Source organism: Mangrovactinospora gilvigrisea, from assembly GCF_001879105.1.
GTDB classification, from domain to species: domain Bacteria; phylum Actinomycetota; class Actinomycetes; order Streptomycetales; family Streptomycetaceae; genus Mangrovactinospora; species Mangrovactinospora gilvigrisea.
The window spans coordinates 18651-31136 of the sequence record NZ_MLCF01000043.1; the positions used below are offsets into that span (position 1 = coordinate 18651).

The 12486-nt window shown below is 74.6% G+C and carries 8 protein-coding genes; 6 read left to right on the forward strand and 2 right to left on the reverse strand.

The genetic code is table 11. The annotated features are described in order from the left end of the window. Nucleotides 1-97 precede the first annotated feature (97 nt). Nucleotides 98-2176, forward strand: coding sequence for a 4-alpha-glucanotransferase (malQ, locus tag BIV57_RS09210; protein ID WP_071656208.1), 2079 nt, complete (start codon nucleotides 98-100; stop codon nucleotides 2174-2176). A 50-nt stretch (nucleotides 2177-2226) separates the two neighbouring features. Continuing rightward, nucleotides 2227-2511, forward strand: a complete 285-nt coding sequence (locus BIV57_RS09215) for a hypothetical protein (RefSeq protein WP_419185697.1) — start codon at nucleotides 2227-2229, stop codon at nucleotides 2509-2511. Nucleotides 2512-2593: 82 nt separating this feature from the next. On the opposite strand, the gene pepN (BIV57_RS09220) is transcribed toward BIV57_RS09215, so the two are convergent. Then, complete coding sequence (pepN, locus tag BIV57_RS09220) at nucleotides 2594-5191, reverse strand: aminopeptidase N (protein ID WP_071656209.1); 2598 nt, start codon at nucleotides 5189-5191, stop codon at nucleotides 2594-2596. Nucleotides 5192-5384: 193 nt separating this feature from the next. Here pepN (BIV57_RS09220) and BIV57_RS09225 point away from each other — a divergent pair, with 193 nt between their 5' ends. Beyond that, on the forward strand, nucleotides 5385-6509 hold the full coding sequence (locus tag BIV57_RS09225; RefSeq protein ID WP_071656210.1) for a hypothetical protein: 1125 nt from the start codon (nucleotides 5385-5387) through the stop codon (nucleotides 6507-6509). A 111-nt stretch (nucleotides 6510-6620) separates the two neighbouring features. Then, nucleotides 6621-8195, forward strand: a complete 1575-nt coding sequence (locus tag BIV57_RS09230) for a S53 family peptidase (protein ID WP_071656211.1) — start codon at nucleotides 6621-6623, stop codon at nucleotides 8193-8195. Between the two features lie 82 nt (nucleotides 8196-8277). Here BIV57_RS09230 and pepN (BIV57_RS09235) read toward each other — a convergent pair whose 3' ends face one another. Beyond that, the gene (gene pepN, locus BIV57_RS09235) at nucleotides 8278-10869 is read right to left on the reverse strand and encodes an aminopeptidase N (protein ID WP_071656212.1); all 2592 of its coding nucleotides are present in this window, start codon (nucleotides 10867-10869) and stop codon (nucleotides 8278-8280) included. 118 nt (nucleotides 10870-10987) lie between these two features. Between pepN (BIV57_RS09235) and BIV57_RS09240 the strand changes: the two genes are divergently transcribed. Then, nucleotides 10988-11647, forward strand: coding sequence for a mycothiol-dependent nitroreductase Rv2466c family protein (locus BIV57_RS09240; protein ID WP_071656213.1), 660 nt, complete (start codon nucleotides 10988-10990; stop codon nucleotides 11645-11647). A gap of 167 nt (nucleotides 11648-11814) precedes the next feature. Further along, entirely contained in the window at nucleotides 11815-12438 is a 624-nt protein-coding gene (locus BIV57_RS09245; RefSeq protein ID WP_071656214.1) for a biotin transporter BioY, read from the forward strand. Nucleotides 12439-12486 lie beyond the last annotated feature (48 nt).

Sequence of the window (12486 nt, forward strand, 5' to 3'; positions counted from 1 at the left end):
GATCCGACCGCCCGTCAGAACCCCCGCGGCGCCCCGCGCCGCCGCCCGCGGCGATTCGCCCCTACCCCGGGACCTCCGCGGCGGTCACACTGACCGCGTGGTCGAACCCCATTTCGCGCCCGTTCCCGAGGACCTGGCCGCCCTCGCGGCCGAACACGGCGTCGCCACCGCGTACCGCGCCGCGGGCGACCGGCACACGCACGTCTCCGCGACGGCCGTCCGCCACGCGCTCGCCGCGCTCGGCGTCGACCCCGACGCCCCGCCCGCGCGCCGCAGACGGCGCCGCCCCGACCCCGGCGCGCTGCCCGCGTGCCTCGCCGGCCGCGCCGGCCGGGCCGTCCCCCTCCCCGACGGCAGCACCGCGCCGCTGCGGCTCCGCCTGGAGGACGGCACCGTCCGCGACCTCCCCGCCGGGACCACCGCGCTGCCCCCGGACCTGCCGCCCGGCTACCACGCCCTCGCCACCCCCGTCGACGAGGCGCCGCTGATCGTCGCCCCCGCGCGCCTCGCGCCGCCGCCCCGCGCCTGGGGATGGCTCGCGCAGCTCTACTCCGTCCTGTCGCACCGCTCCTGGGGCATGGGCGACCTCGCCGACCTCGCCGAGCTGGCGTCCTGGGCCGGCGCCGCCGGCGCCGGCTTCGTCCAGATCAACCCGCTGCACGCCGCGCCTCCCACCCCGTCGGCCGACCCGTCCCCGTACCGGCCGGCCACCCGCGCCTTCCCCGACCCCGTCTACCTCGCCGTCGACCGCATCCCCGAGGCCGACGCCCTGCCGCCCGCGCACCGCGCCCGCCTGGACCAGCTCGCCGAGCAGGCCGCCGCCTACCGGCACGCCGTGCTGCTCCCCAACGACCTCGGCGACACCCAGCAGCTGATCAACCGCGACGCGGTCTGGCGGATCAAGCGCGAGGCCCTCACCCTGCTGCACGCCGCCCCCCGCGGCGACGCCCGCGAGGCCGCCTACCGCGCCTACCTGGACGAGGCCGGCCCCCGCCTCACCGACCACGCCACCTGGTGCGCGCTCACCGAGGCGCACGGCCCCGACTTCCGCGCGTGGCCCGCCGGCCTGCGCGAACCCGGCTCCACCGACACCGTCCGGTTCCGCACCGCGCACCCCGTCTCCGTCGATTTCCACCGCTGGCTCGCCTGGCTGACGGACACCCAGCTCGCCGAGGCGCAGCACGCCGCACGCGCCGCCGGCATGCCGCTCGGCGTCGTCCACGACCTCGCCGTCGGCGCCCACCCGGACGGCTCCGACGCCTGGGCGCTCGGCGGGCCCGGCGGGGTGATCGCGGAGCGGACCTCGATCGGCTCGCCGCCGGACGCCTTCAACCCGCACGGCCAGAACTGGGGCCTGCCGCCGTGGCGGCCGGACGCGCTCGCCCGCACCGGCTACGCGCCGTTCCGCGACCTGATCCGCCGCGCGCTGCGGCACGCCGGCGGGCTGCGCGTCGACCATGTGATGGGGCTCTTCCGGCTGTGGTGGATCCCCGACGGCGAGCCGCCCACCCACGGCACCTACGTCCACTACGACCACGACGCGCTGCTCGGCGTGCTGGCGATCGAGGCGGAGCGCGCCGGCGCGGCCGTCATCGGCGAGGACCTCGGCACCGTCGAGCCGGCCGTCCGCCGCGAGCTCGCCGACCGGGGGATCCTCGGCACCGGCGTGCTCTGGTTCGAACGCGCCTACGAGACGGACGGGCATCCCAAGCGCCCCGAGGAGTGGCGCGAGCTGTGCCTCGCCACCCTGACGACCCATGACCTGCCCAGCACCGCCGCCCGCCTGACGGGCGACCACCTGGCGCTCCGCCACCGCCTCGGCCTGCTCCCCGGCGACCTGTCCGCCGAGCGCGCCGAGGACGCCGCCGACCGCGAGGAGTGGCTCGACCTGCTGCGCGAGCTGGGGCTGCTCGACAAGCGGGAGACGGGGGAGGAGGAGCAGGTCCTCGCCCTGCACCGGTTCCTGCGCCGGACGCCGGCCCGGCTCACCGGGGCCTGGCTCCCGGACGCGACCGGCGACCGCCGCCCGCAGAACCTGCCGGGGACGGTGGACGAGTACCCCAACTGGCGGCTGCCGATGGCCGATCCCCGGGGGCGTCCCGTCACCCTGGACGAACTGCGCCTCTCGCCGCGGGCGTCCCGCCTCGTCGAGGCCCTCAACAGGGACGCGCCCTGAATGGGGGACCCGACGGGCCGGGTCGCGGGCCGGTTCGCTACGGTATTGCTGTGATCAAGAGGAATGCTGCGGCCGCCCGCTCCGCCGAAGACCGGGCCGGCACCGCGACCAGCCGGAGGACGGCGCTGCGCGCCGGAGCGGTCGCGGCCGGTACCACCATCGCGATGGCTCTCTCCTCCCCCGCCTTCGCGCTGATCCACGACGACGGCGAGGACCCGGGCCCCGGCCTGGGCGTCGGCGCCACGCTGGGGCTCTTCGTGGGCCTCCCGCTGGTCATCTTCCTGTTCATCGCCGGCCTGGTGATGCTCTTCTCCAAGAAGCCCGGCAAGAACTGACCCCGCACCAACCCCGAGCACCCCACCGCGGCCAGGCGCAGCCTGGCGGGTGGGGTGCTCGGGGTTCGGGGCGGCACACCTGTCACCCCGCGGCGCGGTCACGCTCCTGCGCCCGCAGCGCACGGGCGACACCGTCCCGCGACTCCGAGACCAGGCGCCGCAGCGCCGCGGGCGCCTCGGCCGCCGTCTCCGCCAGCCACGCATCCGTCCGCGCCAGCGTCTCCGCCCGCACCTGCATCGACGGGTACAGCCCGATCACGATCTGCTGCGCCATGTCGTTGCCCCGCGTCCGCCACACGTCCAGCAGCGACGCGAAGTACCGCTCGGTGAACCGCTCCAGCAGCTCCCGCTGGTCCGGCTGGACGAAGCCCATGATGACGGCCTCCTGCAGCGCGTTCGGCAGCTCGTTGCCGTCCACCACCGACGCCCAGGCCTCCTCCTTCGCCTCCGCGGTCGGACGCGCCGCCAGACAGCCCGCCGCATGCCGCTCGCCGGCCGCCGTCGCGTCCCGGGCCAGCTCCGCGTCGACCGCGTCGCCGTCCAGGACGCCGGTGGCCACCAGCCGCTCCAGCAGCTCCCAGCGCAGCTCGGTGTCGATCTCCAGGCCGTCCACCGAGGCGGTGCCGTCCAGCAGGCCGCGCAGCAGCGCCAGCTGATCGTCCGTCCGGGCCACCGCGGAGAACGCCCGCGCCCAGGCCAGCTGGTGGTCGCTGCCCGCCGGCGCCGACCGCAGCAGCCCCAGCGCCGCATCCGCCCACTCCGCCAGGCCCTCCGGCCGGTACGCCGGGTCGGCGTACAGCTCCAGGGCGAGCTTGGTGTTGCGCTGCAGCGACTGCACCACGCCGATGTCGGACTCCGAGCCGACCCCCGACAGCACCAGCCGCAGGTAGTCGCGGGCGGCCAGCTCGCCGTCCCGCGTCATGTCCCACGCCGCCGACCAGCACAGCGCGCGCGGCAGCGGGTCCTCGAAGGCGCCCAGCGCGGCGGTGACCACGGCCAGCGACCGCTCGTCGAGCCGCACCTTGGCGTACGTCAGGTCGTCGTCGTTGAGCAGGATCACGTCCGGCCGCAGGCCCTTGCCGGCCACCGGCACCTCGGTGCGCGGCCCGTCGATGTCCAGCTCGACGCGGTCGGCGCGGCGCAGCCGGCCGTCCTCCTCGCGGCGGTAGAAGCCGACGGCGACGCGGTGCGGGCGCAGCACCGACTGGCCCTTGGCGCCCTGCGGGAGCGGCGGCGCCTCCTGGAGGACCGCCAGCGAGGCGAGCGAGCCGTCCTCGGCCCACACCGGCTCCGGGCGCAGCACATTGATGCCGGCCGTCTCCAGCCACGCCTTGGACCAGGCCTTCAGATCGCGGCCGGAGGTCTCCTCCAGCGCGGAGAGCAGGTCGACGAGGCGGGTGTTGGCCCAGGCGTGGCGCTTGAAGTAGCGGCGCACGCCGGCGAAGAACTCCTCCTGCCCGACGTAGGCCACCAGCTGCTTGAGGACGGAGGCGCCCTTGGCATAGGTGATGCCGTCGAAGTTGACCAGGACGTCGTCCAGGTCGCGGATCTCCGCCATGATCGGGTGGGTGGAGGGCAGCTGGTCCTGCCGGTAGGCCCACGCCTTCTCCTGGTTGGCGAAGGTCGTCCAGGCGCCCGGCCACAGGCCCGGCGCCTCGGAGAGCGCCAGCACGCTGGTGTAGGTGGCGAACGACTCGTTGAGCCAGAGGTCGTTCCACCACTCCATGGTCACCAGGTCGCCGAACCACATGTGGGCCAGCTCGTGCAGGATCGTCTCGGCGCGGCCCTCGTAGGCGGCGTCCGTCACCCGGGAGCGGAAGACGTACTGGTCGCGGATGGTGACCGCGCCCGCGTTCTCCATCGCGCCGGCGTTGAACTCCGGCACGAACAGCTGGTCGTACTTGGCGAACGGGTACGGGTGGTCGAATTTCTCCTGGAAGTGGTCGAACCCGGTCCTGGTGACGCGGAAGACCTCCTCGGCGTCGAGGAACTCCGCCAGCGAGGGCCGGCAGTAGACGCCCAGCGGCACCTCCACCGGGGTGCCGTCGGCGGCCGTGCCCCGGTAGACGTCCCGCGCCACGTGGTACGGCCCGGCGATCAGCGCGGTGATGTAGGTGGAGATCCGCGGCGTCGGCTCGAAGACCCAGGTGCGCGTCCCGTCCTTGGCGACGGGCTCCGGCGCGGGGGAGTTGCTGACGACCTGCCAGCCGGCCGGGGCCGTCACCGTGAAGGCGAAGACGGCCTTGAGGTCGGGCTGCTCGAAGGAGGCGAAGACCCGGCGGGCGTCCGGCACCTCGAACTGCGTGTAGAGGTAGGTCTGCTTGTCGACCGGGTCGACGAAGCGGTGCAGGCCCTCGCCGGTGTTGGTGTAGGCGCAGTCGGCGACCACCCGCAGGGTGTTCTCGGCGGCCAGCCCGTCCAGCGCGATCCGGCTGTCGGCGAAGGCCTCGGCCGCGTCCAGCGCCCGGCCGTTGAGGACCACCTCGCGGACGGCCGGCGCCACCAGGTCGATGAAGGTGGCGGCGCCCGGCTCGGCGCAGCGGAACCGCACCTCGGTCACCGAGCGGAAGGTGCCGCCCTCCTCGGCGCCGGAGATGTCCAGCTCCACGTCGTAGGAGTCGACCTCCAGCAGGCGGGCCCGCTCCCGGGCCTCCTCGCGGGTCAGATTCGTGCCGGGCACGGGTCTCCCTTCCCGATCATGCGATCGTCGTCATCGGCCCGGCCATCCTCGCATCAGCCGGCTTCCGGGCGCGCGCCGGTTCCGGGAGGTGCGGGGTCCGATTGGGGAGAAGCGCGCGGGCCCCTGTCGCGGCGGACGACCGCCGGGCATGCTGGGACCGACGTGACCATCCGTCATCATTCCGGGGGGAATCATGACTGCCTTCACCAGGCGATCCCTGCTGTCCACGGCCGCCGCGGCGGGCGGCGCGGCACTGCTCGGCGCCACGGCCCGCCCGGCGGCGGCGGCGCCGAGCGCGGTGGCGCGGCCGATCGCCGTCCTCAAGTTGCCCCAGTACGCCCGCAGCTGCCTGTTCTCGCGGGACGGGCGGGTGCTGACCTTCGGCGTCAGCTACGAGAGCCGCCTGCTGGTCCCGTACGACGTGCGCCGCCGCACCCGGCCCCGGCGGCTGGCCGAGATCCCGATGCCGACGCTGTACGGGTTGGAGTCCCCGCTGCGGACCGGCCGCGGCTCCACCGTGCTCTACGGCCACGACGGGGGCGCCGCGGTGGTCGACCTGCGCCGCCCGCTGCACCCGGCCGTGCTGAGCAGCATCAGCGCCTTCAGCCGGCCCACCTACGCGGTGCGGGCGGACGGCCGGCAGGCCGCCTTCCTGTTGCACCAGCAGGGCGCCGCCGGCCATCTGGCCGTCTGGGACCTGTCCCGCCCTGCGGCGCCGCGCTCCCTCGGCGGGATCGGCTACGGGGACGGGATCCCGGAGGAGGCCGCCTACCTGGACGACCGCACCCTCGCCGTCCCGGTTGCCGCCCGGGTCGGCACCGACTACCTCGACCTCGTCGACCTGTCCGACCCGGCGAAGCCCGCCTCGCTGGACCGGCTGGACGTCTCCGCGTGGGCGCTGGCCTTCGAGCCGCGCAGCCGCGTGCTGGCCCTCTCCCGGCCGAACACGGCCAACGAGTCGGTCACCGGGCTGTATCGGGTGGTGCCCGCCCGCGGCGCGTCCCGCTACCGCCTCGTGCACCTCGCCGACCTCGGGAGCGGCCCGAGCGACTCCACCTCCACCCCGGTCTTCTCGCCGGACCGGCGGCTGCTGGCGGTCCCCACCGGGATGGGCCAGGTCTGGCTCTACGCGCCCCGGCCCGGCCACCGCTGGGGCCAGGGCGTCCCCGAGCTGCGCGGCGTCCTCGGCGGGCTGGCCGACGTCGACAGCGGCGCCGCCTACGCATACCCGAAGATCGACTTCTCGCCGGACGGCCGCACCCTGTCCTCACTCGTCGAGGAGACCGCCGGCCTCTACGCCCTGGACCGCTACCGCTGAATCCGGCGCTCCGGGTGTCGACTTGACGAGTATTTGACCGTACGAGCCCCTGGAGACCGGTGGGGCGGCGCCTACACTCTGCGGCGACCTGATGACTGGGAGGTCCTCATCGTGCTGTCGACGCCCCGCGCCTTAGCGCGCGGACCCCGCCGGACCACCGCCCGGCTCGGGGTCCTCGCCCTGGCCCTCGCGGCCGCCGCCGGACCGGCGCTCGCCGCCTCCGGCGGCGCCCCGCCCACCGGAGGCCGCATCACCCTCACGGCGACCCCGGCCTACCCCGAACTCCGCCCGTCGGACTCCGACTACACCCAGCTCTCCGCCGGCACCACGCCGCCGACGCAGGCGCAGTGCGCCTCGGTGAAGCGGCGCTGCTTCACGCCCGCCTCCACCCGCGCCGCCTACAACACCGCCCCGCTGCTGAACGCGGGGACGGACGGCCGCGGCCAGACCATCGCGATCTTCGACTCGTACGGCAGCGACACCGTCGCCCACGACCTGCACGTCTACGACCAGGCGTTCGGCGTCGCCCCGCTGTGCGGCGAGGAGGGCGTCACCTGCGCCTCCGGGATGCCGACCTTCAACCGCCTCGCGCTGCAGGGCGACCCGGCCACCAAGGCACCGCCGCCCACCAGCAAGGGCCCGGGCCAGGAGGACAAGGCGGCCTGGGACCTGGAGGTGTCGCTGGACGTCGAGACGGCCCACGCGATGGCGCCCGGCGCCAACATCCTCCTGGTCACCACCCCGACCGCCGAGACCACCGGCGTGCAGGGCTTCCCCCAGATGATGGCCGCCGAGCGGTATGTGATCGAGCATCACCTGGCCACCGTCGTCTCGCAGTCGTTCGGCGCCGCCGAGGAGTCCTTCAACGGCGGCGGCGCGCTGGACAAGCTGCGCTCCACCTACAGCGAGGCGGCGGCCGCGGGCATCACCGTGCTGGCCTCCTCGGGCGACGGCGGCTCGGCGAACTCCGCCAAGGCGCCGGTGGGCAAGGGCGGCTCCACCATCCCCTACCCGACGGTGGGCTGGCCGGCGTCCGACCCGCTGGTGACCGGCGTCGGCGGCACCGACCTGTGCACCGACCCGAACGCGGCGGCGGGCGCCGGGCGCGTGGTGGACAGCGCCGACCAGCCGGCGGTCTGCGGCGCCAACGCGGGCCAGGGCGAGGTCGCCTGGACCGGCTCGGGCGGCGGCTACAGCCACCTGTTCGGCGCGCCGGCCTACCAGACGGGGACGCTCCCGGCGGGCAGCACCGCGGTGGGGGCGCAGCGCGGGGTGCCGGACGTGGCGCTGCAGGCGTCGCCGTCCACCGGTGCGCTGATCTACGTCTCGCTGCCCCCCGACGGGCAGTCCGGCCTGAAGTGCGGCAGTGCGCCGTGCAGCACCGGGTGGTATGACATCGGCGGGACGTCGCTGGCGTGCCCGCAGTGGGCGGCGCTGGTCGCTCTCGCGGACCAGCTGAACGGCGGCAAGGGCCTGGGCCTCATCAACCCGGCGCTGTACCGGCTGTCCTCGAACGCGGCGACGTACCAGGCGGACTTCTACGACGTCACCGCGGGCAACAACCAGACCGACGCGTCCATCCCCGGCTACGGCGCGACACCCGGCTGGGACCCGGTCACGGGCTTGGGCTCGCCCAACGCGGCCAAGCTCCTCCCGGACCTGGTCCAGGCGGTCAACGCCGGCTGACCCCCCGGTTCACCGCCCCTCCGCCCCCGCGCCCCGTGGGGGCGGAGGGGCGGCGAACAAGTGCCGGCGGCGGCCGTGGCCGTCAGAGCGACGCGTCCGCCCGACGGGCGGTCAGCGCCCGCGCCAGGTCGTCGCGGGCCTCGACCACCAACCGCCGCAGCGCGGCGGGCGCCCCCGGATGACCCTCCAGCCAGCGATCCGTCAGCTCCAGCGTCGGCTGCGACACCAGGTACCGCGGGTACAGCCCCCGCACCACCCGCATCGCCATCTCGATCGACCGGTCCCCCCACACCCGCTCCAGCGCCTCGAAGTACGGCTCCGCGTACTCCGCCGTCAGCGCCACCTGCGAGGCCCGGTTGAACCCGTCGATGATCTCGCCGGCGATCGCGTTCGTCAGCGCGTCGTCGTCGACCACCGACGCCCACGCCTCCCGCTTGACGTCCGCATCGGGCCGCGTGGCCAGCAGACGGGCGCGGTGCCGCGCCCCGCTCGCCGTCGCGTCGCGGCGCGCCTCCGCCTCGACGTCCTCCGCCGAGCCCCCCTCGACGCCCGCGGAGACCAGCGGCTCCAGCAGCGTCCAGCGCAGCTCGGTGTCGACCTCCAGGCCCTCCACCGCCTCACTGCCGTCCCGCAGCGCCCGCAGCGTCGCGAACTCGTCCTCGCGGTCGGCCACCGCCGCGAAGAACCGCGCCCACGCCAGCTGGTGCCCGCTGCCCGGCTCGGCCGCCCGCAGCGCGGCCCGCGCCGCCGCGGCCAGCGCGTGCCGCGCGTCCGCGACGCCCGACGGGTCGGCGTACAGCTCCAGCGCCGTCACCGCCTGCGCGTGCACCTGCTGCAGCACGCCGATCTCGGTCTCCCGGCCGGCGAAGCGCTGCACGATGTCGAGGAACTCGCGGGCCGGCAGCACCCCGTCCCGCGTCATGTTCCACAGCGCCGACCAGGCGAGCGCCCGGGCCAGCCGGTCCTCGATGTCGCCGAGCGAGGAGCGCAGGGTGGCCAGCGAGTCCTCGTCGAAGCGCACCTTGGCGAAGGTGAGGTCCTCGTCGTTGAGCAGCACCAGGTCCGGGCGGGGCCGGCCGACCAGCTCCGGAACGGCCGTCACCGGGCCGTCCACGTCCAGCTCGTGACGGGCCGTCCGCACCAGGCGGCCGTCCCGGCCCGCCTCGTAGACGCCGACCACGATCCGGTGCGGCCGCAGCGCCGGCAGCGCCTCGACGGCCGCGTCCTGCACCACCTCGAAGGAGGCGACGGTGTCGTCCTCCGCATAGCTCACCCGCGGGGTGAGCACGTTGACGCCGGCCGTCTGCAGCCATGCCTTGGACCAGGAGGCGAGGTCGCGGCCCGAGGTCTCCTCCAGCGCGGAGAGCAGGTCGCCCAGCCGGGTGTTGCCGTAGGCGTGGCGCTTGAAGTAGCGGCGCGCGCCCTCCAGGAACTCCTCCTGGCCGACGTAGGCCACCAGCTGCTTGAGCACCGACGCGCCCTTGGCGTAGGTGATCCCGTCGAAGTTGAGCTTCGCCGCCTCCAGGTCCGGGATGTCGGCGGTGATCGGGTGCGTGGAGGGCAGCTGGTCGGCCCGGTAGGCCCACGCCTTGCGGCGGTTGGCGAACGTCACCCACGCGGAGCCGTGCCAGCGGGTCGCGCCGTCCAGCGCGAAGGCGCCCATGAAGTCGGCGAACGACTCCTTGAGCCACAGGTCGTCCCACCACTCCATGGTGACCAGGTCGCCGAACCACATGTGGGCCATCTCGTGGAGGATCGTGTTGGCCCGGCCCTGGTGCGCGGAGTCGGTGGTCCGCCCGCGGAAGACGTACTCCTCGGTGAAGGTGACGCAGCCCGGGTTCTCCATCGCGCCGAGGTTGTACTCGGGGACGAACACCTGGTCGTACTTGCCGAACGGGTACGGGAAGTCGAAGCGCTCGTGGAAGAAGTCCAGGCCCTGCTTGGTGACCGTGAAGACCTCGTCGGCGTCGAAGTGCGGGGCGAGCGCCTTCCGGCAGAACGCGCCGAGCGGGATCTCCAGCTCGGTGCCGTCCTCGAAGGTGCGCGTGTAGTGGTCGCCGGCCCGGTGGTAGGGGCCGGCGATGATCGCCGTGATGTAGGTGGAGATCCGCTCGGTGGGCGGGAACGTCCAGGTCGCCGTCGTCCCCGTGGTCGCCGATGGCTCCGCGGCGGCGGTGTTGGAGAGCACCGTCCAGCCGGCCGGGGCCGTCACCGTGAAGGCGAACGAGGCCTTCAGGTCGGGCTGCTCGAAGTTGGCGAAGACGCGCCGCGCGTCGGCCGGCTCGTACTGGGTGTAGAGGTAGGTCTCGCCGTCCTCCGGGTCGGCGAACCGGTGCAGGCCCTCGCCGCTGCGGCTGTAGGCGCACTGCGCCGTCACCGTGACGGTGTTCTCCGCCGCCAGGCCCTCCAGCCGCACCCGGGTGCCGTCGAAGACCTCGGCCGGGTCGAGTGCGCGGCCGTTGAGGACGACCGACTCCACCTCGGGGGCGAGCAGGTCGAGGAAGGTTTCGGCACCGGGCCGCGAGCACCGGAAGCGGATCGTGCTGACGGAGCGATAGGCGGGGCGCTCCGGATCCGGTGCTCCCGACAGGTCGAGGTCGACCTCGTAGCGGTCGACGTCCAGCATGGCGGCCCGCTCCTGGGCCTCCTCGCGTGCGAGGTTCGCTCCCGGCACCTTGCCTGCTCCTTCACCCATTCGTGGCCGCTGCTTCGCGATTCTCCGCCATCCTTTCATGTCGGAATGGATGCGCGGCCGTGCCGGTTGTGCGGTTCGACGAGAGGAGACACCCGGAATGAGCGACGTCGCGGAGAAGAAGACGGTCGATTTCTGGTTCGACCCGCTGTGCCCGTGGGCCTGGATGACCTCCCGCTGGATGCTCGAGGTGGAGAAGGTCCGCCCCGTCGAGCTGCGGTGGAACATCATGAGCCTGTCCGTGCTCAACGAGGACAAGGAGGACATCTCCGATGACTACAAGGAGATGATCGCCCGCGGCTGGGGGCCCGTCCGGGTCTGCGCCGCGATCGAGGAGAAGTTCGGCAAGGAGGCGATGGGCCGCTTCTACACCGCGGTCGGCATCCGCAACCACAACCGCGGCGAGGGCCTCGGCCCGGACTCCATCGCCGGCGCGCTCGCCGACGTCGGCCTGCCGGCCGAGCTGGCCGCGGCCGCCGACTCCACCGAGTACGACGCGGCGGTGCGCGCCTCGCACGGCCGCGGCATCGGCCTCGTCGGCCAGGAGGTCGGCACCCCGGTGATCGCCGTGGACGGCGCGGACGGCGACCGCGTCGCCTTCTTCGGCCCCGTCGTCACCCCGGCGCCCGAGGGAGAGCAGGCCGCGCGGCTGTGGGACGGCGCGGTGGCGATGGCCTCCGTCCCCGGCTTCTTCGAGCTGAAGCGCACCCGCACCAAGGGCCCCGACTTCGCCAACCTCCCCACCGAGTACCAGGGCTGAAGCCCCGCACCGCCCGCTCGTCGCGCCCGGCCCCGGCTGCTGTCAGAACCCCACCAACAGCCGGGGCCGGGTTTTGTGATCTCGGGGAGGCCGGGGGTCCGCGCCCCGCCGTTAGAGTCCTAAGGGTCCCGCCCACGGTCCCGAGTCCCTGACGAAGGGGGAACCCCATGAGCCTCGCCGCGGCCACCGCCCGCCCCGGCCACGTCCTCGCCGACGTCCTCTCCGACGCCGTCGGACGGCGCACCCGCGCGGCGGTCCCCGCCCTGGTGCGCGACGCCGCCCTGGTCGCCGGGGGAGCGGCCCTCACCGGGGCCGCCGCCCAGCTCTCCGTGCACCTCCCCGGCACCCCCGTCCCCGTCACCGGGCAGACCTTCGCCGTGCTGCTGGTCGGCACCTCCCTCGGCGCCCGCCGCGGCTTCGCCTCCCTCGCGCTGTACGTGCTGCTCGGCATGGCCGGGCTGCCCTGGTTCGCCGGCGGGTCGTCCGGCTCGGCGGGCGCCAGCTTCGGCTACCTGCTCGCCTACCCCTTCGCCGCCGCCCTGGTCGGCGCGCTGGCCCGGCGCGGCGGCGACCGCACGGTGCTGCGCACCGCCGGCGTGATGGCGCTCGGCAGCCTCGCGATCTACGCCGTCGGCGTGCCGTGGCTGATGGCCTCCGTGCACGTCGGCCTCGCCAAGGGCCTGGCGCTCGGCGCCGTCCCCTTCCTGATCGGCGACGCGGTGAAGCTGGTGCTCGCCGCCGGGCTGCTGCCGACGGCCTGGAAGCTGGTCGGCCGCGGCGAGCGCGGCTGACCCCCCACCACCCGCCGCACCACCCGCCGGCACCGACCCGTCGCACCT